Source organism: Nocardiopsis sp. iso_237, assembly GCF_056173345.1.
In genome coordinates, this window is record NZ_CM149669.1 from 732,239 (window position 1) to 753,760 (window position 21,522).

Sequence of the window (21,522 nt, forward strand, 5' to 3'; positions counted from 1 at the left end):
TTCGTGAACGAGCGCCGCGCGGAGCATTTCCGCCGTGTCCGTACCGCTGCCTCGCAGATGATGTGGACTCAGGACGATATCTATCCCTGGTTGGGTGAGGAATGGCCTCCGCACCTCAGTGCGGCGTGGACTGCGCTGGAGGCGGAGTTGACGCGGCTGGCGCGGGAGGACGTCGAGGCCCTGGAGGGTTTCGATCCCGCGCACCACGTACTGTCGCGTCGGGGGCCAGGAGGACAGCCGATCACGTTGACGGAGGCGGCGGAGGACTGGCACGAACGCATCGTCAACGGACCGAAGCTCACCCCGGAGCCGCGCCCGATGGGGTACGCGGGGTTGGCCCCGGGCAGCGCGGTGATCCTCTCGACCGGGTGGCACAGTTCGCTGAGTTACCTGTTCGCAGGGGAGCTCGACGCCCGGGTGGCGCCCGGGCGACCGGCGGTGACCTTCGGTCCCCAGAGTCGGGAGCTGGCCGAGGTGTATCGCGATCTCGCCGACCAGTTGCGTGCCCCCTTGCGGGATGTGCCTGAGGTACCGGCGCGCGTCGAGCCCGTGCGGGGCGGCTTCCCGGTACGGGAGAGGGAGGTGTCCGAAGCCGACTACGGGAGGTTGTGCGCTCTGGCCAAGGCGGCAGCCGAGGCGGTTCCCTCCAGAGAGGAGGTCATCGGCAACTGGGAGAGCGGAGTCTCGGTGCCGGTGGTCGACGCGGCTCGGAGGGTGTCGCGGATCCTGGAGGGAAGCCAGGAGCCCGCGTGGGTGGAACCCACGGAGGGGGTAGACCCCTCTGTGGACAGCGTGCGTGAAGCCGCCATGGTCGTGTCCTTGGAAGAGGACGGTAGATCCTTCCGTGACAGGTTCACCAGGAAGGACGCTCCCACGGGGCCGGACGAGAAGGAGTCCCTGGAGGACTACCAGTACTCCTCGTGGCCGGTCAAGAGAGATCGTCGCATCGTGCTGACCCCCACCTACGCGCTGGTGATCGCGGAGGTGTTGGACGAGTTTGCGGCACGGATCGCCCCTGGCCTGAGCGTGGGGCAGATGCAGTTCGACGCGTTCCCGCTGTGCGTCTTCCTGCGGCGCCTCGAATCTCGGATCGAGGTGCTGTGAGCGGGCGGAGAAAGGGCCGCGAACGGTTGCTGGTTCTTGGCCCCACCAAACTCGACGACGGGATCAGCAGGTTCAACCGGTCGTTCATCAGTGGATGCCTGGACCGGGGGCACCAGGTCACGGCTTTGTCTGTAGGTGGGTACGAAGCGATCGAGGGTGTCACGGAACTGGGATTTCCCGACGCCCCTCCCGAAGGAAAGACCCTTTCTGAGTTGGAGGGGCATCTGTGGTCGCACATGACACCGGCGATCGACAGATACCGGAAGCAGAACGATCACCAGGACCCCACCATGATCGTCATCAACGGGAAGTTCCGGCACATCGGTCCTCAGATGAAGGACATTCTCCCTGAGGCGCGTCTGGTTCAGGTGAACCACAATCTGTCCTATTACACGGAGCATCCGATGGCGGACGGTAAATGGTTCGAGCGCCATTACCAGAGCGGGTTCGCCAGCACGATGCAGCGCACCGACCTGGGAGTGGGGGTGGGCCCAGCTCTGTCCGCCGACCTGTTGCGGGTGGGGACGCCCCATGTGTTGGAGGCCGCTCCGCCGACCATGACCTCCAAGCACGGAGACGCCCAGCGTGCCCAGCATGCTGCGGAGCGGATGCGTGATCCGGACAAGCCGGTCAGGTTTTTGCTGTATGGGCGACTGGGTGACTCGGCCAAGGGGAAGTCAATCGCTCTGGGGGCGATGGAAAGTATCCACAAGCAGGGCCGTCGGAACGCTCGGCTCACCCTACTCGGAATACCCCCCGACGAGCTCTCTGACGAACAGGCTGCCGCGGATCGTCTGCTCGGGCCGGGAGTGGTGGAGTGTCTGCCCTACACCGATGACGACCGGGTAATCCAAGAACAACGTGACCGGTGCGATGTTGTGCTCATGCCTTCGTTGGGCGAAGGGTTCGGGCTGGTCGCCAGCGAGTCCTTCAGTGAGGGTGTCCCTGTGCTCGTGACCGAGAGTTCGGGCGCAGGCATGTTTCTTTCGGATCCCGATCGCATGCCCCCGAAACTGCGAGAACGGTTCGTCGTCCGAGACGAGGATCTCTGCCGTGCGCTCATCAACAAGGAGGGTGATCCCCGGCAGGTCGAGAAGCGCCGACAGAAGCGCTGGGGCGCGTCCATGGGCAAGATGATGGACGAGTACCCGCAGTACCTGAGCCTGAGCAGAGGGGTCCGGGACCGGCTCCTGGACGGGAAGTTCACGGAGGGGCACCTGGCCGAGGCCATCATTCACGGTGCGCACGCTCTCCCCGGTCAACACGGCAAGCAGGGGCCGGGTGCGGTGATTCTTCCTGCTGTCGGCACTCGGGATCTGGGGGTGTCGGTGGGGCCGACGATGGCGACCCTGAAGAAGGAGAGGAACGAACAGAAGCTCCACACCACGGGTCTGAAAGCCAGAAAGGAATCGCAGGCGAGTCCCGGGCGGGGTCCTGGTTCACAGCTGCGGTCCATGGCCAGGGAGGGCGCGGCGTCGCAGAAGGAGACCAGGAGCAGACAGCTGTCCATTCCCACCCGGCGGACACGCGACACCTCAGGCAAGGACGACGGACCGACCCGGTGAACCGGAGCTACGGCCGTGCCAGGAGTCTCACCTAGGTCGCGGCTGCGGTGAGGGAGATCGCGTGGGACACCAGGGCGGCGTTGTCGTGGGCCTCCGTGCCGTTCGGGAGCCGCATCGTGTCCTCCAGGCCGATCCGGATGTCCAGGCCCTCCTCCACGGCCTGTTCCAGGACCGGCCAGGCCGTCGCGTCCACGCCGTGCAGCAGGCGGGGCACGCGCACCCGGCCGCGGTCCAGCACACGGGTGATCGCCTCCGTGTTGCGCCGGGCGTCCTCCACCGCCACCTGGGTCGGCTCCACCAGCACCGCCGCCACCTCCACCCCGGTCGCGACCAGGATGCGGGCCGCGTCCACCGTCCACACACCGGCCTCCACGGCGACCCGTCGGTCGCCCAGGAGCTGGATCAGGTCCACCGAACCCGCCTCGTGCAGGTTCACCGAGACCGAGTCGGGCAGCGCCGGTGAGGCCCAGCGGTGCACCAGGTCGTAGCGGCGCCAGGGGTCGGACTCCGCCGACAGCGCGGTGGTGAGCGACACCGGGACGTCGGGTCCGTCCGCGCGCATCCGCTCCATCAGGTCCGCCACCACCTGCGGATCCAGCGACTCCGCCCCTCGGGGGTCGCGCGGGTGGATGTGGACGGCGGTGGCGCCCGCCGCCACCACGGCGTGCGCGTCGGTGACGAGCTGGTCGACGGAGACGGGCAGCGCCGGGTGCGCACCCGGACGGCGGTCACCGTTGAGACAGGCGACGATCCTCATGAGGTCTCTCCTTGCGGCGCTCTCTATGCCGAATGTTCCCGCTCGCACCCGGGTGCAAGCCCCCGGCCGTCCGCCCTGGCAGGATGGCGGGCATGAGAAGATCCCTGACCCTCGTCGCGGCTGCCCTGTTCGCGTTGGCCCCGACGGCCTCCGCCGCGGCAGCCCCCGTGGACCCCGAGGACGGGACGGGCGGGGTCGACTACCCGCGCGGGGGCGAGGGCCCCGAGGGTTCGGAGATCGCCTTCGAGTTCCAGGACGACCGCATCTCCGAGTCCAGCGGGCTGGCCCCCTCCCTGCTGCACGAGGGTGTGTGGTGGACGCACAACGACAGCGGCGACCACCCCTCCGAGGTCTACGCGGTCAATGAGGACGGTGAGACGCTCGCGACCGTCACCCTCGACATCGAGCGCCGTGACTGGGAGGCGATCAGCGTCGCCCAGGGGCCCGAAGGGGTGCCCACGGTCTTCGTGGGCGACATCGGTGACAACTTCGGCGGCGGCTGGCCGAACATCCGGGTCTACCACTTCACCGAACCCGAGGTCCTGGGTGACTCCGTCCTGGACCCGTCGGTGTTCACCTTCACCTACGAGGACGGCGGGCGCGACGCCGAGGGGATGATGATCGACCCCCGGGACGGCCGCCTCTACGTGGTGTCCAAGGAGTTCGCGGGCAGCGTCTACGCCGCGCCGGAGAACCTGGACCCCTTCGGGGAGAACGTTCTGACCAGGGTGGACTCCGCGCCGCTCTTCGCCACCGACGCCGCGTTCAGCCCGGACGGGACCCGCTACGCCATCCGCACCTACTGGGGGGTGAGCGTCTACGACGGGACCGACGGCGTGCCGGGCAGGTCGGTGGGCTCCTTCGACCTGCCCGAGATGGAGCAGGGCGAGTCGGTGGCCTTCACCCCGGACGGCACCGCGCTGATGGCGGGGACCGAGGGCGCGAACTCCCCGGTCTGGCGTGTCCCGCTGTCAGGGGAGCTGCTGCCCGACGCGGTGGCCGAAGCCGAGGCCGAGGTCGAGGCCTCCCCGGCCGCCGACGAGGGCGAGGGCGAGGAGACCCGGGAGTCGGGTGCCGGAGGCGCGCTCCCGCTCATCCTCGGCGGAGCCGTCGTGGCCGTGGTCCTGATCGGCGGCATCGTCCTCCTGGTCCGCCGCACCTGAGGGCGCCGGTTCCCGCGTCCACCCGACCTGTGTTCGCCCCGGAGGTCCGGTGACCCCTACTTCTCGGGCTGCGGGTCCAGGTAGTGCTCGCGGCACAGGAAGGCGTGCCGGGAGAAGTCGGTGAACACGCCGTCCACACCCGCGTCGAAGAAGGCCTCGTACTCGGCGGCGAAGCCGCCGTAGTCCTTCGGGTCGCCGTCGGAACGCAGGTCGGTGGGGAGGAAGTGGTTCTCGCTGCGGAACGTGAAGGGGTGCACGACCAGCCCGGCCTCGTGGGCGTCCTTCACCAGGTCGGTGGGCTCGCCCAGGGAACCGTCCTCGTTGGTGGGGATCACCAGGCTCTTGTGCGGGCCGATGGCGTGCGCGAACGCCGCCACCTCGGCCAGGCCGTCCGGGGTCGTGTAGTGCGTCCAGTGCTCCTCGGTACCCATCAGGTACACGAGCGGCAGTCCCGTTTCGGAGAGCTTGCGCAGGCTCTCGGCCTCGAAGGACTGGAGGAACACCGGGACCCTCGGCTCCTCACCGACCAGCTCGGCCTCGCGGAGGGCGGCGATCAGCGGCGGTTCGAGGTCCAGGCCCTGCTCCACGTGGTGGGCGGGGTGCTTGGTCTCCGGGTAGATGCCGATCGGGCGGCCCAGTTCCTTGGTCAGGGAGAGGGCGAGCTCGATGACCTCCTGGAGGGTCGGGATCCCGTAGGTCCCGTCCATCACCGCGTTGTCCGGGCGGACCTCGGCCATGCGCTCGCGGGCCCGGAGCGTCCTGATCTCGGCCAGGGTGAAGTCCTGAGCGTAGAACCCCTCGACGGTGCGGCCGTCGATGGTCCGCTTGGTGCGCCGGTCCGCGAACTCGGGGCGGTCGGCCACATCGGTGGTCTCACCGATCTCCTGCTCGTGGCGGCAGATCAGCTGGCCGTCCTTGGTGGCGACCAGGTCCATCTCGATGAAGTCGCCGCCGTGCCGGGCACCCAGTTCGTACGAGGCCAGCGTGTGCTCGGGCCGGTGACCGGAGGCCCCCCGGTGGGAGATGATCTTGATGGGGAGTTCAGTCTTCTTGTTCCTGCGCACAGTGGGACCGTCCTGGGAAACGATGAGCGGAAGTAGGAGAAGGAGGCCGACCCACGCGCGGCGGGTCGGCCTCCATTCTCCAGTGTCGGCGGACCGATTCAGGACGGTCCCCTGGTGATCCCCGTCAGGACAGGCGCGTCAGGACGTGGTCGACGCACTCGGTGAGCGCGTTCACGTCGCTGGGCTCCACGGCCGGGAACATCGCCACCCGCAGCTGGTTGCGGCCCAGCTTGCGGTAGGGCTCGGTGTCCACGACGCCGTTGGCGCGCAGCACCTGGGCGATCCGGGCGGCGTCGACCTCGTCGGAGAAGTCGATGGTGCCGACCACCTGGGAGCGCTGGGCCGGGTCGGTGACGAACGGCGTCGCGACGGGGGAGCGGTCCGCCCAGTTGTAGAGGATCGAGCTGGACTCGTGCGTGCGGGCCACGGCCCACTTGAGGCCGCCCTGGCCGTTGATCCACTCCAGCTGCTCGGCGAGGAGCAGGAGGGTGGCCACCGCCGGGGTGTTGTACGTCTGGTCCTTGGCGGAGTTGGCGACCGCCGTGGTCAGCGAGAAGAACTCGGGGACGTAGCGACCGCTCGCGGCGATCTCCTCGACCCGGGCGAGCGCCTTGGGCGACATGACCGCGATCCACAGGCCGCCGTCGGCGGCGAAGCTCTTCTGCGGGGCGAAGTAGTAGACGTCGGTCTCGGTGATGTCGACGTGCAGACCGCCCGCGCCGCTGGTGGCGTCGACCAGGACGAGCGCGTCCTCGTCGGCCCCGGCGACCCGGCGGATCGGCGCGGCCACGCCGGTGGAGGTCTCGTTGTGGGTGAGCGCGTACACGTCCACACCGGCCTCCGCGACGGCCTCGCCGTGGGTGCCGGGGTCGGTGGTGATGACCGTCGGGTCGTCCAGCCAGGGGGCGCCCCCGACGACCTTCGCGAACTTGCTGGAGAACTCACCGAACGCCAGGTGCTGCGACTTGGAGCGCACCAGGCCGTGGGCGGCGATGTCCCAGAAGGCGGTGGTCCCGCCGTTGCCGAGAACCACCTCGTAGCCGTCGGGCAGGGACAGGAGCTCGCTCACACCGGCGCGGACACGGCCGACCAGGGACTTGACCGGCTTCTGCCGGTGGGAGGTCCCCAGGTAGCGGGAGCCGGAGGCGGCGAGGGCGTCGAGCTGGGCGGCGCGGACTTTGGAGGGGCCGCTTCCGAAACGGCCGTCGGCGGGCAGCAGGTTCGCGGGAATCTGAATCTCGGTCACGCCGACCAGCGTAGTGGTGGACGTCGCGGGAGCGCCGGTCAGGTCGGCAATTGGTGTCGTGAAATCACGTGACAGGTGCAACGAATCATCACAGGTCGGAGCTACTGGCCGGTATGGGCCAGTCCCAATTCGGAGAAAAGGGATGTCGGCCAGCTGCCTTTTGCTGTCTAATGAGGCAGCTGCCGGGGGCCGAACTGCACAGACACGACCGCGGAGGGATACTTCGAGTGTCCGATCAGACACCCGACACCCAGGACGACACACCGAGCAAACCCCCCTTCATCCGGGTCTTCGAGAGCCTGCGCCGACGCCCCTCGCGCTCCGAACACTTCGTCGTCCGGAACCTGGAGCACTCGGTGGCCCGGCGCCGCCCGGCACGACGTGGCAGGCGCCAGCGCGGTGACATCGCCGAACCGCCCCCCGTTCTGGACCTGGTGACCGATCGGCCCGAGGACCGTGCCGCCGTCCTGCGGGCCCTGGTGCGGGCGAGCGGGGTCGGCACCGTGTGGCTGCTCCCCGAAGGGCTTCCCGACAAGGACCGCCGAGAGGCCCCGCGGACCGCGGACCGGAAGGTCGAGGACGCCTCCCGGCCGTCGGACACCCGGGGGCAGCGGCGCACCAACGGTTGGAGCCGCCGCTGGCCGTGGCCCGGGGACTCCGACGCCCCGCCCCCGGGTGCCGAACCCGTCCGCGAACCGAGCGAGGGCGTGCCCCCCGGTCCCGAGGACGCGGACACCGACGTCACCACCCAGGAGCTCTACGAACTCCTGGAGCGCCTGGTGGACGGGGGGTTCGCCTGGGAGGACGATCCGCCCGCGCCGCCGCGCGGCCGTAAGCCGCCTCCCCCTCCCCGCTTCGCCCAGGTCCGGTCCCTGCTGTGGCTGCGGCGCTGCAACTTCCAGGTCATCAGGGGCAAGTTCTCCGAGGGCACGGGGGTGTCCGAGCACGGCACCCTGCTCAACACCAGCGCCATCCAGGTCGAGGTGATCAGGGCACTGCGGGAGACGCGGCTCGACAGCGCCCGCAGGCGCCGGGACGAACTCCTCGCTCGCGCGGAGGGGGCGGCCGAGGAACCGGGCGCCGTGACGCCTCCCAGCCGTGGGGAACTGCTGCGCAGCCGGTGCACGGTCTACTGGCGCGGTCTCGCCCGGGGCGCGGCCGGGTTCTCCCGGTTCGTCAACGCGGCCTCCAGGGTGATCACCTTCGGTGCCGCGGACGAGAAGGTCCTCACACCGCTGTCCTTCGTCGTCTCGCTGGTACTCGCCGCGACCCCCTTCGGCGTCGCCTACTTCGGCCTGCTCGCGCAGCAGGCCAACGAACTCGTCTCCCTGCTGGTCGGCGCGCTTCTGGCCACCGTCTACGTGCTCACGGTGTTCTTCTTCCTGATCCCGTGGCGCCCCTACCTGTGGCTCCACCGGCACCGTTACGTCATGGACCTGGACGGGCACGGCCCCGAGCAGGGCGTGACCCCGGGCGGCCGGGGCCGTCACCGCGCGCACGGCGTCCACCTGCTCAACCAGCTCAACAACCTCGCCATGGACCGGGCCCGGATCAACGGTGCGATCCGCCCTCCGGGCACCCACCAGATCGCGGTCAACGCGCTCCTGGACGACCTCCACCGGGACTTCGGGGCGGGCCGCCACCGCATGCGGCGCGGCGGTGGAGCGAGGCCGGTGCTCGTCTACGACCAGCGGCGTCTGGACCGGGTGGGCCGGTACTTCGTGTGGCTGATCGAGCAGGAGCGCCTGCGCCGTGCCTTCCCCGACCCCCTGCTGCTGGTCCAGGTGCGCGACTCCGGGGTCGGGCCCCTGGTGGAGGGCACCGTCGACTCCACCCGCAACGAGGCGATGCCCGAGTTCATCGAGGGCGGGGAGGAGAGCGAGGAGGAGGAGAAGCGGGCGCTCGAACCGGTACGGACGTGGACGCGTCGCCGCTACCTGGCCGGGGTGCTCGGTGTGGAACGCGTCATCACCAGGCACATCGCCCCGCTGCCCGAAGGCGGTGGCGAGCTCACGCGGCGCGGCGCACCGGAGTGGGTCCTCAGCGGGCCGGTCCTCGCCGGACTGTGGACCTCCGGGGTGGCCGGGGCCACCGCCGTGCTGGTGCTGTTCGGCGTGGTCTTCCTGCCCTCGTTGGCGCAGGCCAGCAACCCGTGCGTCCAGGACGGGGTCTGGCAGCCCAGGGGCATCACACGGAAGGGGGACCAGTGCGTCGGCGTCACCGACGGCTCGTTCGTCTTCCACGAGCGGCTGACCGAGGTCACCGAGCGCATCCACGAGCAGAACAGGGAGGTGGAGGCCAGCGGACAGCCCTACGTCACCATCGCCCACCTCGCGGAGTTCGACGTGGCCGACCCCGACGACCCCTCGCTCTCCGGCAGCCAGGGCGAGCTCCTCGGTATGGCCTACCAGCAGGAACAGCACAACCGGATCAGGGACGCCAGGTATCCCAGGATCAGGCTGCTCATCGCCAACGCCGGCCGGAACTGGGAGCACTCGATGGTGGCCGCGAAGGAGATCGTGGAGCGCGCCGACGACGAGCGGCTCGGGATGGACCGACCGATCGCCGCGGTCGGCTTCGGCCACAGCGTCGTGCCCAACAGCGACGCCATCAAGGAGGTCGGGGACGCCTCGCTCACGATGGTGGGCACCACAGCCACCTTCGACGACGTCGCCCAGTCCGGCGCCCGCGAGCACAGCGAGTTCTACTTCCCGGTCTCCCCCGCCAACACCAGGATCGCCGAGCAGTCCGCGCACTGGGCCCGGTACGGGGTGCCCTGGCGCGGGGCCGACGGTGTGGAGCGCGGACTGGAGCCGCACGGGACCGCCGTCGCCATCGCCAGCGGTGAGACGGACGCCGAGGGCGGGCAGCACGAACAGTACGGACCGCATCTGGCAAGGGAGTTCATCGCCGCCTTCGAGGAGCGCGGCGGCCGGGTGTGGGAGGGCGCGGAGGGGTTGGGCCGGGACGAGTACGACGGCCGGGGCGTGCTGCTCTACCAGAACGGGGACTCGGAGGCCGACACCACCTACGAACAGCAGCTGGAGCGCCTGTGTACCGACGACGACCCGCCTGACCTGCTCTACTACGCGGGCCGCTCCGACGACTTCACCGAGTTCTACCGCCGGTTCACCCGCACGGGCGGAGAGGACTGCGTGGACGGCCGCATGACGATTTTCGGCGGGGACGACGTCTCCAAGTTCGTTTCCGACGAGGAGGAGCTCATCGGCAACAACGCCGACCACCACTCGGTGTTCTACACGCCGTTGGCGCCGAGCGGTGCCTGGGGCGGGCCGGGAGGTCGGCCCGGTGGGGGTGACCAGGGGTTCTATCGCGACATCCGGACCCTGGAGGGGGAGTTGTTCAGCGACGAGGACGAGGACGGCGGTGAGGGAGGGGTCAGGGCCGCCCCCAAGAGGGAACTGCCCTCCATCGCGCATGCGGCGGTGGCCAGCGACGCCCTGCTGGTGGTCTCCGAGGCGCTTCCCACCACCGGGCTCACCACGGAGCAGCTCACGGCCAGGAGCCCGCTGCGGTGGGTCGGCCTGGACCGGCCCCCCTTCCTCCGTACCCAGGAGCAGTACGAGGACCAGCGGGACGCCCTGCACAGCGGGGTGAAGGGCACCCGGAACCTGACCGGAGTCTCCGGCTACATCGAGTTCGACGCCGAGAACGACGGGAACTGGTTCGACGGCCGCATGGTCCAACTGGTGCTGGTGGGGCCGGAGGTGGTCAACCCCGAGACCGACGACAGGCAGCGCCAGCACGTGGTCCAGCGGTGCGGCATGCGCAACGCGAACACCGTCGAACCCGGTGCCGAGTGCCTGCCCCTGGCCTCCGGGGGCGGGTGAGGGCCGACGTGAGAGTATGCCTCGTGTGGACCACCAGAACCCCGCGGAACTGCGCAAGCCGTACCTGGGCGAGCCCCTGCGCCGCCGTGACCTGGCCGCCCTCCCGATGTCCCAGTTCCACCTGTGGTTCGGTGAGGCCTACGAGTCCGGCCTGGCCGAACCCAACGCGATGGTGCTCTCCTCGGTGGAGCCCTCCGGGATGCCCCGGTCGCGGACGGTCCTGATGAAGGGCTACGACAGCACGGGGCTGCGGTTCTTCACCAACTACACGTCGCGCAAGGGCCGGGCCCTGGACGCCGACCCGCGCGCGAGCGTGGTCTTCCCCTGGCACGCGATCCGGCGCCAGGTCCTCGTGGCCGGACGCGTGGAACGGCTCGGGGACGAGGAGAACGACCGCTACTTCGCCACCCGCCCCCGGGGCTCGCAGCTGGGCGCCTGGGCGAGCGAGCGCCAGTCGCGGCCGGTGGCCGACCGCCCCGAGCTGGATCGGCTGTTCCACGAGTTCGACTCGGTGTGGGGCGCGGACGAACCCATACCGAGACCCACCTACTGGGGCGGCTATCGCCTGGTTCCCGGCGAGGTGGAGTTCTGGCAGGGCGGTGAGGACCGCATGCACGACCGGTTCCGCTACCTGCGGGTCGGGGGAGCCTGGGAGATCGAGCGCCTCGCGCCCTGATCCGCGCTCGCCCCGAGGTGACGTTGGTCGCGTCGAACGCGGGTTCGAGAGGTCGGGGCCGTACGGCGGTCGCGCAAGGGTCTTTCGGATACTTCCCGTATCGGGCGGGTCACCTGCACGCCTGTGACCTTGGACCCTTGTGTCGCGCGGGTCGCCACGGCCCCGGGTGTCCGTATCGTGAGACAGTGTCGAAATCCACGCCCGTCGCGCCGCGATATGCTGGACGCATCGGTGGTCGCTCCCGCGGTCCTGCGGACGCCCCGGTCCCCACTTGGCCCCAGGGAATCACGTGGTCCCGGCCTGTGTTGTGAGAGACCTGCCGTGCCCGCACGTGACCGCGCGTCGGGCGCAGAGCCTTGGGAGGGGAGTCTTGACCGCACACGGGCTGATCGACACCACGGAGATGTACCTCCGTACGGTCTTCGAGCTCGAAGAGGAGGGCATCGTCCCGCTTCGGGCCCGGATCGCCGAGCGCCTGCACCAGAGCGGCCCCACGGTGAGCCAGACCGTCGCCCGCATGGAGCGCGACGGCCTGCTGAAGGTCGAGAACGACCGTCACCTGGTGATGACCGCCGAGGGTCGCAGGCTGGCCACCCACGTCATGCGCAAGCACCGGCTCGCCGAGCGCCTGCTCGTCGACGTCATCGGGCTGCCGTGGGAGGACGTCCACATCGAGGCCTGCCGCTGGGAGCACGTCATCTCCGAGGCCGTCGAGGAGCGTCTGGTCACGCTGCTCAACGCCCCGTCGGTGTGCCCGCACGGCAACCCGATCCCGGGACTGGAGGAGCTGGGCCTGGAGGGTTACGCCCCCGAGCCGTTCACCGACGACTCCATCGTGCCGATGATCGACGCCGCCTCCGACTCGGAGACCACCGTGACGGTGCGCCGTATCAGCGAACAACTCCAGCCGGACGCGGACATCATGCTCACCTTGCGCGAATCCGGGGTACAACCGGGACAGGAAGTCGTGCTCAAGGCTTCGGACGACGGCGTGCGCGTCATCGGCGACGGCGAGGACACCGAGCTCCCGGCGGACGTCGCCGGGCACATCTTCGTCGCCAAGCCGTGAAACGTTCGTCCACGTTGATTGGTTGCTCATCGGGATTGTCTCATTGCGCTGCGGGAACGTTGACTGTGTTGCTACGCTCGCCCCAAGGTGCGGTCGTTCGGGGTACCCGGAGCGGGCATGTGTGCAGCTCATGACGGCGAGGTGGCGGCTAGATGACACGGTGGGGTGAGCCCTTCCGGGAGAGCGACGCGCTCGTCACGGCCGAGGTCGTCGACCAGGCCCAGATCGCGATCGTCGTCATCGACCGGTTCAGCCTCCTTCGATACTGGAACCCGTACGCCCGCGAGCTGTTCGGGTTCGTCGGCGGGCGCGACTACGTCGGCCTGTCGCTGCTCGACATCGGCATCCACGAGTCCGACCGCGAACACGCCTCCGAGCTGGCGCGGCGCGTGCTGCGCGGCGAGCCGTGGGAGGGCACGTTCGCCGTGCTCAAGGGCGACTCTTCGTGGATCCACGTGCGCGCCCAGGCCGTGCCCATGCGCGACGAGTCCGGGGAGATCGACGGGATCACCCTCATCGCCCGTGAGGCGCTGCGCAGCGGCCGGGTCGAGGAACAGTACGGCCTGCTCGAACGCATCGGCAGCCGCCTGGCCAGCTCCCTGGAGTTCGACTCCACGGTCAGGGGCGTGGCCGGGATCCTGGTGCCGCAGTTCGCGGACCACTGCTTCATCGACCTCTACGACCGCGACCGCCTGGTCAGACAGGTGTCCGTGCACGCCGAGGGCTGGTCGCCCCCGGCCAACACGTGGTTCGACGTCGGGGACGAGGTCCGCTACCCCGAACGCCACTTCGTCACGCAGGCGATGCGCCGCCTGGAGACGGTGGTCACCAGCGACTACCTCTTCGAGAACTCTCCCAACGACCGTTCCGACCGGGTCTCCCGCCAGGTCGGTGTCACCTCCGCGATCGCCGCCCCGCTCCGGGCCCGCGGCGAGGTCCTCGGCGTGCTCACCCTCGCCCTGTCCGGGCTCTCGCCCCGGCAGAAGAGCAGCTACGGCGGCTTCGACCGCGACCTGGTCGGCGCCATCGCCTCCCGGGTCGCCCTGGCGATCGACAACGCCCGGCTCTTCGAGGAGCAGCGCAGCACCGCGGTGGCCTTCCAGCGGAGCCTGCTGCCCAGCGACTTCCCCTCCCTGGACGGCCTGACCGTCGCGCACCGCTACCTCCCCGCCGGCCCCCTCCAGGGGCACGGGCACGGCATCCAGACCCAGGTCGGCGGCGACTTCTACGACGCCATCCCGCTCTCGGCCGGACGTGTCGGCCTCGTCATCGGTGACGTCGAGGGCCGGGGCCCGCACGCGGCCGCCGTGATGGGCCAGCTGCGCGCCGCGCTGCGCGCCTTCGCCCAGGCCGACCGGGAGCCCGCCGATATCCTGCGCGAGCTCGACGAGTGGGTCCGCCAGCTCGGTATCCCCGACAGCGGGGGCGGCGTGTGGATCCCCAGCGTCAGCTGCCTGTACATGGTCTACGACGCCTGGTCCCGCGAGCTGTCCTACTCCAACGCCGGGCACGCGCCGCCGCTGCTCATCACCTCCGAGTCGGTCGAGACCCTCGACCTGGAGGTCACCGACCGCATGCTGGGCGTGCGCGCCAAGGGCGGTTCGGGCGAGGACATCGTCTACCACCAGGCCAACCTGCGGCTTCCCCTGGGCGCCACCCTGGTCATGTACACCGACGGCCTGGTGGACCGCAGGCCGGTCGGGGGTAAGGCGGACCCGGAGCGCGCGCTGGCCCGGATGACCGAACGCGTGGCCGAGGTCGCGGACAAGGACGTGGACCAGATCGCCGAGGCGGCCGTGCACAGCGTGCCCGGCGTGCTGGACGACGACACCGCGCTGATGGTGGTGCGCACCCACTCCGAGGAGCTGGCGCTGCGCGAGGGCTGGTTCCCCTCCGAGGCCTCGACCGTGGGCGCCGCCCGGCACCTGGCGGCCGACACCTTCAAGGAGTGGGGGGTCGACCGCGACCAGGCCGAGCTCGCCTGTCTGCTGGTCTCGGAGATCGTCACCAACGTGGTCATCCACGCCACCCCGCACCCCGTGCACCGCGAGTTCACCGGGAGCGGCGTCCTGGACTCGGAGACCCCCCTCAGCGCGGGCGGTGCGGCCGACGAGTTCGACGAGGACTGGAGTGATCTCCTGGAGGCGGTCGCGGAGGAGGACGAGTCCTCCGACGACCCCGCCGACAAGGAGTTCCTGCTCCGGTTGCGCCGTGGCGCCAACGCGGTGTGGGTGGAGGTCTTCGACCACGACCTGCGTCTGCCGCGCATCCGCAGCGCCGCCGCCGACGACGAGGGCGGTCGCGGCCTCTACCTGGTGGAGCAGCTGGCGAGCCGCTGGGGTTCGCGGCCCACGCCGGACGGCAAGGCGGTCTGGTTCGAGATGCCCATGCACGCCGAGGTCCGAGAGGCCGAGAAGGACGACGACGCGTAGGCCGCCCGGGCCGCCCGCCAACGTGGACGGGCGGCCCGGGCGCGTGGGTCAGAGGACGTCCGGGTCGGGTTTCCTCAGGACCTCGAACACCGCGAAGTAGTTGTCGGCGCCGTGGCCCCGGGCGATCGCCCGCTCCGCGACCCGTGCGAGCATCCGGGGCTGCTCCGAGTGGACCCCCTGCTCCTCGCTCGTGCGCGTGATGTGCTCCAGCGCGTTCAGGTTCATCCCCATGCCTCCCAGGTCCCCCGGGTAGTGCCCGGCGTCCAGGTGGGGCGCCTGTTCCGCGATCCCGTCGGGGGACAGCACCACGGGCATGAACCAGCCCAGCGCGAGCTCCGCGAAGTCCGTCACGGGGACGTTCGCGGATCCGACGAGGGCCGCGGCGTGCAGGAAGCCGTTCAGGGTCGCGTACATCATCCCGAGCATGGCGGCGTTGTGGAGCACCGCGAGGCCGGGCTCGGCGCCGAGGTGGCGGGGTTCGCCCAGGTCCGTCAGGATCTCCCGGTGCCGGTCGAGGACCTCGCGGGGACCGTCGTACAGCAGGACCGATCCGTCGTGGCCGACGAGCGGGGGCGGGACCATGACCGCGCCGTCGAGGTAGTCGAGCCCGAGGCCGGCCGCCCGGTCGGCGGTGGCCCGGGCCTCGGCCGGGGTGCCGCTGCTGAGGTTCACCAGCGTGTGGCCGTCGAGCGGGCCGAGGAGGTCGAGGATCCCGTCGACGGCCGGGTAGTCGCTGAGGCACACGACGGTGACGGGGCTCGCAGCCACGGCGTCGGCGGCGGTGGGCGCCGGGCGCGCCCCTCGTCGGACGAGGCCGTCGGCCTTCGCCGCGGTGCGGTTCCAGACCGTCAGGGAGCGGTTCGCTCTGAGGAGGGCCTCCGCGAGCGCGAGGCCCATCGGGCCCAGGCCGATGACGGTGATCTCGGTGGAGTGTCGGGTGGACGGGTGCGTGTTCGTCATGCCGGATAGGTTGGACCCTGACATCGGCGTGAGGGTCAACCGGGAGTGGCGGTCATCACATGAGGATCGGGGAGCTGGCACGGCTGACCGGCGTCAGCGTCCGCTCGTTGCGCTACTACGAGGAGCAGGGCCTGCTCCGGCCCGAGCGGCGGCCCAGCGGGTACCGCGAGTACGTCCACGAGGACGCGGCCACCGTGCGGGGCATCCGTCTGATGCTCGCCGCCGGACTGAACACCGCCACCATCGGCCGGCTGCTGCCCTGCATGGCCGACGACGGTGGGACCCTGGCCCCCTCCTGCTCGGGGATGCTCCCCGACCTGCACCGCGAACGCGAACGGCTCAGTGACGCGGTCTCCGACCTGCTCACCGCGCGCGCGAGGCTGGACTCCCTCGTGGAGAGCACCTCGCGACTCGGGCCCGTCGAGGAGGGGTCGTGCGACGGGACGGCCGTGGACCGGCGGGCGAGCGTGACGTAGCAGACCTGGTTGTCCACTGCTCAGGTCGCTAATGTGGGGAAATCATCGTCCCCCGCCTGAGCTTCCGGAGTACCCCATGCCCCTGCGGCCCCGATCCCGTGGTCCCCTCCTTCCGCCCTTCGTCCGCCTCGGGGCGGTCGCGGCCTCGGCCGTGCTCCTGGCCACCGCCTGCTCGCCCGAGGAGGCCGCGGAGGACGCCGGGGGCGACGCCGCCGCGTGCGAGCCCGGGGCGCTGCCCACGCTCACCGAGGGCACGCTCACCATCGGCACCGACAGCCCCGCCTACCCGCCGTGGTTCGTTGGGGACGACCCCGCCAACGGCGAGGGGTTCGAGTCGGCCGTCGCCCACGCGGTGGCCGAGGAGCTGGGGTACCCGGCGGACCGGGTCGAGTGGACCGTGGTGACCTTCAACAACGCCATCGCCCCCGGACCCAAGGGCTACGACTTCGACGTCAACCAGTTCTCCGTCACCGAGGAGCGGCGCGCGGCCGTCGACTTCTCCTCGCCCTACTACGACGTCCGGCAGGCGGTGGTGGCGCTCTCCGACGGCGAGGCCGCCGGGGCCGAGGACCTGGACGACCTCCGGGGGCTGGTGGTCGGCGCCCAGGTGGGCACCACCAGCTACGACGCCCTGGTCGCGAGCATCGACCCGGAGCAGGAGCCCCTGGTCTTCAACAACAACGACGACGCCAAGCAGGCCCTGGAGAACGGCCAGGTGGACGCGGTCGTCCTCGACCTGCCCACCGCCTTCTACGTCACCTCCGCCGAGCTGGAGGACGCCGAGATCGTCGGCCAGCTGCCGAAGGCGGAGTCGGAGTCGGAGGAGGAGTCGTTCGGGCTGGTCCTCGACCTGGACTCCCCCCTGACGGACTGCGTGTCCGAAGCCGTGGACACCCTGCGGGAGAACGGCACGCTCGCCGCGCTCGAACAGGAGTGGCTCGCCGAGGCCGCCGACGCCCCCGAACTGTCGTGACCGGACCGAGGGAGCCACGCGTCCCCAGCCTCCTGGAGGCCGAGCGCGTCACGTTCCGCCGACGCCAGAGCGTGCGCTCGGTCCTGGTCGGCGCGCTGTCCACGGCGGCGCTGGGGGCCGTGCTGGTCACCGTCGTGGTCGGCTCGCCGGGGTGGGAGCGGGTGCGGGAGACCTTCTTCGACCTCGGCGTGGCCCGGGACGCCCTCCCGGCGGTCCTGACCGGGCTCTGGCTCAACCTGCGGGTCCTGGTGTTCTGCGCGCTCGGAGCACTGGCCCTGGGGCTGGTCGTGGCGATCCTGCGGACCCTGCGCGGACCCGTGTTCTTCCCGCTGCGGGCCCTGGCGGCGTCGTACACGTACGGGTTCCGGGGCGCTCCGCTGATCATCGTGCTGTACCTGATGACCTTCGGCGTGCCCGGACTCCGGCTGGAGGGCACGCCGAGCGTCCTGGTCCTGGGCGGGATCGCGCTGGTCATCACCTACGGCGCCTACATCGCGGAGGTGTTCCGTGCGGGCATCGAGTCGATCCACCCCAGCCAGATCGCCGCGGCCCGCTCGCTCGGGCTCACCTACGCTCAGGCCATGCGCTGGGTGGTGCTGCCGCAGGCGGTGCGCCGGGTGTCGCCGCCGCTGCTCAACGACATGGTGGCGCTCCAGAAGGACGTCGGGCTGATCTCGCTGGCCGGACCGATCGACGCCATCCGGGCCGCGCAGATCGCCACCGCGCAGACCTACAACTTCACGCCCTACGTGGTGGCCGGGGTGCTGTTCGTGCTCATGGCGATCCCGCTGGTGGCCGTGACCGACTGGGTGACCGTACGGGCCGCCCGCAGACAGTCCTCGGAGGGGGCGCGGTGAGTGAGCTCGAACGGCTCTCCCGACTGGAGGGCGATTCGCCGGTGCTGCGGGCGCGCGGCGTCCGCAAGGAGTTCCGGGGCGACGTGGTGCTCGACGGCCTCGACCTCGACGTGCCCGAGCACGGCGTGGTGGTGCTGATCGGCGCCTCGGGGTCCGGCAAGTCCACCCTGCTGCGCTGCGCCAACCTGCTGGAACCGATCAGTGACGGCTCCCTCCACCTGGACGGCGAGCACGTCACCGACCCCCGGGTGGACCCGGACCGCGTCCGCCGACGGATCGGCATGGTGTTCCAGTCGTTCAACCTGTTCCCGCACATGTCCGTGCTCGACAACGTCACCCTCGCGCCGCGCCGGGTGCACCGCAGGCGGCGCGCGGAGGCCGAGGAACGGGGGCGCGCCCTCCTGGGCCGGGTCGGCCTGCTGGACAAGGCGGGGGAGTACCCGGACCGGCTCTCGGGCGGTCAGCAGCAGCGGGTGGCGATCGTGCGGGCCCTGGTCAACTCTCCGCGCCTGCTCCTGCTGGACGAGGTGACCAGCGCCCTGGACCCGGAGCTGGTCGGAGAGGTGCTGGACCTGGTGCGCGGGCTGAGGGAGGACGGGATGACCATGCTCCTGGCCACGCACGAGATGGGGTTCGCCCGGCAGGTGGCGGACACGGTGTGCTTCCTCGACGGCGGGCGGATCCTCGAACAGGGGCCGCCGGAGCGGGTCCTGGGCGACCCGACCGAGCCGCGCACCCGTCGGTTCCTCCAACGCATCATCGACGCGGGACGGCTCTGACCGGCGCGGGCACCCTTCTTCGCTGGTCGGGGACAGTGTCGCGGTAAACCTGTTTCCGGGCAGGAAAAAAAGGCGCCGAACCCGTCTTGTTTGTCTGTAGTCGGCTGGTTACTTTATTCAGTGGTAAAGGACAAGATCGGCTCGGAGAATGGTGGTGCGCGCATTGCGTGAGCACGGCGCGAAAGTGACTCCGGGTTCCTCTTGGGGTTTCATGGGACAAAGTCCCAAGAGGTTCCCGGGTTCCCTTCGTCTTCCGGTGCGGGGTGGTGTCCCGATCCTCGGTGCGCTGGCCCTGGTGGTCGCGATGGCCTCGCCGGCCTTCGCCGAACCGCCGACGGCGCTTCCCGCCCATTCCTCCGAGGCCGAGGCGAAATGGCAGCCCGCCTTCGACTACGACACGGACGGCTGCTATTCCACCCCCGCCATCGGGCCCGACGGAACTGTCGCTGAGGGCCTGAACACCTCGGGTGCGCTGAACGGAAACTGCCGGGACCAGTCGGACCTCGACAACACCAATTCCTATTCCCGGTCCAGCTGCGACGGCAGCGGGTGGTGCGCCTACATGTACGCGCTCTACTTCGAGAAGGACCAGATCATGCACGGCTGCTGCGGGCACCGGCACGACCTGGAGCACGTCGTCGTGTGGGTGTTCGAGGACGAGGCCCGGTACGTGTCCGCCTCGGCGCACGGCGACTACGACACCCGCGCGGCGGAGGACGTCCGGTGGGAGGGCACCCACCCCAAGATCGTCTACCACAAGGACGGCGCCTCGACCCACGCGTTCCGGTTCGCCGCCGACCACGACGACCCGCCGGAGAACCACTACGGCGTGTGGCAGTACCCGGACCTGGTCGGTTGGGAGGGCTATCCCGAGGGGATCCGGGAGATCTTCGTGACCGCCGACTACGGGGCGGCCCAGCTCGACCTCAAGGACGAGCGGTTCGCCGACGCCCTGGCCAAGGCCGTGCCCGACGGGATCGACTTCGACCCGTACGCGCCCTGACCGACACCGGAACCGACCCCGGCCCGACCATGCCCTCGTCAGACCATCACGGCCGGGTCCGCCCCGTACGGTCCTCACCCGCCTTTGGACCGTGCGCCGGACCCGTCCATCCCCCCGGACGCCGAAGGGCCCGCCGACCCGGTCGAGGAGCCGGGGCGGCGGGCCCTCGGTGTGTCCGCGCGGGTGCTCAGCGGTAGGAGTTGGCCCACAGCAGCAGGCACACGAAGACGAAGAAGACCACGATGCCGCTGGTCGCCCAGGGGATGTGGACCTTGGGCCTCAGCTTGCGCACGGCGATGACCAGGAGCACCACCAGCAGGCCCATCACGATGAGGCCGTCCCACGATCCGCTCACGACCGGTCCCTTCGGGGTTCGGGGGTCCTACAGGCCCAGGCCCCTGCCGACGATCTCCTTCATGATCTCGGTGGTGCCACCGTAGATCGTCTGCACGCGGGAGTCCTGCCAGGCCCGTGCCACGGGGTATTCCATCATGTACCCGTACCCGCCGTGAAGCTGGAGGCACCGGTCCATGACGCGGTTGCACATCTCGGTGGTCCACCACTTGGCCTTGGCGGCGTCCTCCACGGTGAGCTCACCCTTGTTGAGCAGCTGGACCCCGCGATCGACGTAGGTCCGGCCCAGGTCCACCTCGGTGGCCAACTCGGCCAGGACGAAACGGGTGTTCTGGAAGCGCCCGATCGACCGGCCGAAGGCGGTCCGCTCCCGGCAGTACTCGATGGTGTGCTGGAGGACGTAGTCCGCCGAGGCGACCGCGCAGGTGGCGATGGACAGCCGCTCCTGGGGCAGGTTCTGGAGCAGGTGGATGAACCCCTGGCCCTCGGTGCCGATGAGGTTGGCGGCCGGTACGCGGACGTCGTCGAAGAAGAGCTCGGCGGTGTCCTGCGCCTTCATGCCGACCTTGTCGAGGTTGCGGCCGCGCTCGAAACCGGGGGTGCCGCGCTCCACGGCGATCAGGGAGAAGCCCTGCGCCCCGGCGTCGGGGTCGGTCTGGCAGACCACGATGACGAGGTCGGCGTTGATGCCGTTGGTGATGAAGGTCTTGCCGCCGTTGACGACGAACTCGTCGCCGTCGCGTACGGCGGAGGTCCGGATCCCCTGGAGGTCGCTGCCGGTGCCGGGTTCGGTCATGGCGATCGCGGTGATCAGCTCGCCGCTGGCGAAGCCGGGCAGCCAGCGGCGCTTCTGCTCGTCGGTGGTCAGCCCCACCATGTAGGGCGCCATGACGTCGTTCTGGAGGGTGATGCCCAGGCCGCTGGCGTGCGCTCGGCAGATCTCCTCGTTGACGATCTGGTTGTACCGGTAGTCGTCGATCCCGGTGCCGCCGAACTCCTCGGGGACGCCGTGGCCGAGCAGGCCGACGGTTCCCGCCTTCACCCACACCTCCCGGGGCACGATCCCGTCCTTCTCCCACTGGGCGTGGAAGGGGACGACGTCCCGCTTGAGGAACTCGGCCACCGATTCGCGGAAGAGGTCGTGGTCGGCGTCGAAGAGTTCCCGCTTCATGCTCAGCTCCGAGGGTGTCGGG

General features: G+C 70.2%; 18 protein-coding genes. 12 read left to right on the forward strand and 6 right to left on the reverse strand.

The features are described from left to right. Nucleotides 1–3 precede the first annotated feature (3 nt). Nucleotides 4–1,104, forward strand: a complete 1,101-nt coding sequence (locus AC0VYM_RS03455) for a hypothetical protein (RefSeq protein WP_475458848.1) — start codon at nucleotides 4–6, stop codon at nucleotides 1,102–1,104. After that, a complete protein-coding gene (locus tag AC0VYM_RS03460; RefSeq protein WP_475458850.1) occupies nucleotides 1,101–2,669 on the forward strand; it encodes a glycosyltransferase family 4 protein in 1,569 nt (522 codons plus the stop codon). Before AC0VYM_RS03455 ends, AC0VYM_RS03460 begins: the two co-directional genes overlap by 4 nt. A gap of 31 nt (nucleotides 2,670–2,700) precedes the next feature. Here AC0VYM_RS03460 and AC0VYM_RS03465 read toward each other — a convergent pair whose 3' ends face one another. Next, entirely contained in the window at nucleotides 2,701–3,426 is a 726-nt protein-coding gene (locus tag AC0VYM_RS03465) for a 3-keto-5-aminohexanoate cleavage protein (protein WP_475458852.1), read from the reverse strand. A gap of 92 nt (nucleotides 3,427–3,518) precedes the next feature. On the opposite strand from AC0VYM_RS03465, the gene AC0VYM_RS03470 reads away from it, so the two are divergent. Continuing rightward, the gene (locus tag AC0VYM_RS03470; RefSeq protein ID WP_475458854.1) at nucleotides 3,519–4,589 is read left to right on the forward strand and encodes a hypothetical protein; all 1,071 of its coding nucleotides are present in this window, start codon (nucleotides 3,519–3,521) and stop codon (nucleotides 4,587–4,589) included. 56 nt (nucleotides 4,590–4,645) lie between these two features. Here the strand turns inward: AC0VYM_RS03470 and AC0VYM_RS03475 are convergent, their stop codons facing one another. Both AC0VYM_RS03475 and serC read right to left on the reverse strand, forming a co-directional pair. Continuing rightward, complete coding sequence (locus AC0VYM_RS03475) at nucleotides 4,646–5,653, reverse strand: glycerophosphodiester phosphodiesterase family protein (RefSeq protein WP_475458856.1); 1,008 nt, start codon at nucleotides 5,651–5,653, stop codon at nucleotides 4,646–4,648. A gap of 124 nt (nucleotides 5,654–5,777) precedes the next feature. Beyond that, nucleotides 5,778–6,899, reverse strand: a complete 1,122-nt coding sequence (gene serC / locus AC0VYM_RS03480) for a phosphoserine transaminase (protein ID WP_475458859.1) — start codon at nucleotides 6,897–6,899, stop codon at nucleotides 5,778–5,780. Between the two features lie 227 nt (nucleotides 6,900–7,126). Between serC and AC0VYM_RS03485 the strand changes: the two genes are divergently transcribed. The 4 genes from AC0VYM_RS03485 to AC0VYM_RS03500 all read left to right on the forward strand — a co-directional run bounded on the left by AC0VYM_RS03485 (nucleotide 7,127) and on the right by AC0VYM_RS03500 (nucleotide 14,927). Further along, a complete protein-coding gene (locus AC0VYM_RS03485; RefSeq protein ID WP_475458861.1) occupies nucleotides 7,127–10,750 on the forward strand; it encodes an ABC transporter substrate-binding protein in 3,624 nt (1,207 codons plus the stop codon). 25 nt (nucleotides 10,751–10,775) lie between these two features. Further along, on the forward strand, nucleotides 10,776–11,426 hold the full coding sequence (pdxH, locus tag AC0VYM_RS03490) for a pyridoxamine 5'-phosphate oxidase (protein WP_475458863.1): 651 nt from the start codon (nucleotides 10,776–10,778) through the stop codon (nucleotides 11,424–11,426). 370 nt (nucleotides 11,427–11,796) lie between these two features. Next, entirely contained in the window at nucleotides 11,797–12,495 is a 699-nt protein-coding gene (locus tag AC0VYM_RS03495; RefSeq protein ID WP_475458864.1) for an iron-dependent transcriptional repressor DtxR, read from the forward strand. A gap of 152 nt (nucleotides 12,496–12,647) precedes the next feature. Further along, nucleotides 12,648–14,927, forward strand: a complete 2,280-nt coding sequence (locus AC0VYM_RS03500; protein ID WP_475458866.1) for a SpoIIE family protein phosphatase — start codon at nucleotides 12,648–12,650, stop codon at nucleotides 14,925–14,927. A gap of 48 nt (nucleotides 14,928–14,975) precedes the next feature. On the opposite strand, the gene AC0VYM_RS03505 is transcribed toward AC0VYM_RS03500, so the two are convergent. Next, on the reverse strand, nucleotides 14,976–15,887 hold the full coding sequence (locus tag AC0VYM_RS03505; protein WP_475458868.1) for an NAD(P)-dependent oxidoreductase: 912 nt from the start codon (nucleotides 15,885–15,887) through the stop codon (nucleotides 14,976–14,978). Nucleotides 15,888–15,946: 59 nt separating this feature from the next. On the opposite strand from AC0VYM_RS03505, the gene AC0VYM_RS03510 reads away from it, so the two are divergent. The 5 genes from AC0VYM_RS03510 to AC0VYM_RS03530 all read left to right on the forward strand — a co-directional run bounded on the left by AC0VYM_RS03510 (nucleotide 15,947) and on the right by AC0VYM_RS03530 (nucleotide 19,975). Then, nucleotides 15,947–16,363, forward strand: coding sequence for a MerR family transcriptional regulator (locus AC0VYM_RS03510; RefSeq protein WP_475458870.1), 417 nt, complete (start codon nucleotides 15,947–15,949; stop codon nucleotides 16,361–16,363). Nucleotides 16,364–16,439: 76 nt separating this feature from the next. Next, nucleotides 16,440–17,336, forward strand: coding sequence for an ABC transporter substrate-binding protein (locus tag AC0VYM_RS03515; RefSeq protein ID WP_475458873.1), 897 nt, complete (start codon nucleotides 16,440–16,442; stop codon nucleotides 17,334–17,336). Next, entirely contained in the window at nucleotides 17,333–18,193 is an 861-nt protein-coding gene (locus AC0VYM_RS03520; protein WP_475458874.1) for an amino acid ABC transporter permease, read from the forward strand. Before AC0VYM_RS03515 ends, AC0VYM_RS03520 begins: the two co-directional genes overlap by 4 nt. Next, complete coding sequence (locus AC0VYM_RS03525; RefSeq protein WP_475458876.1) at nucleotides 18,190–18,972, forward strand: amino acid ABC transporter ATP-binding protein; 783 nt, start codon at nucleotides 18,190–18,192, stop codon at nucleotides 18,970–18,972. The genes AC0VYM_RS03520 and AC0VYM_RS03525 overlap by 4 nt, the downstream gene beginning before the upstream one ends. A 256-nt stretch (nucleotides 18,973–19,228) precedes the next feature. Continuing rightward, nucleotides 19,229–19,975: an NPP1 family protein gene (locus AC0VYM_RS03530; protein WP_475458878.1), complete on the forward strand. Its 747-nt coding sequence runs from the start codon at nucleotides 19,229–19,231 to the stop codon at nucleotides 19,973–19,975. A 187-nt stretch (nucleotides 19,976–20,162) separates the two neighbouring features. Here the strand turns inward: AC0VYM_RS03530 and AC0VYM_RS03535 are convergent, their stop codons facing one another. Then, on the reverse strand, nucleotides 20,163–20,330 hold the full coding sequence (locus AC0VYM_RS03535) for a hypothetical protein (RefSeq protein ID WP_475458880.1): 168 nt from the start codon (nucleotides 20,328–20,330) through the stop codon (nucleotides 20,163–20,165). Between the two features lie 27 nt (nucleotides 20,331–20,357). Continuing rightward, a complete protein-coding gene (locus AC0VYM_RS03540) occupies nucleotides 20,358–21,500 on the reverse strand; it encodes an acyl-CoA dehydrogenase family protein (protein WP_475458882.1) in 1,143 nt (380 codons plus the stop codon). Nucleotides 21,501–21,522 lie beyond the last annotated feature (22 nt).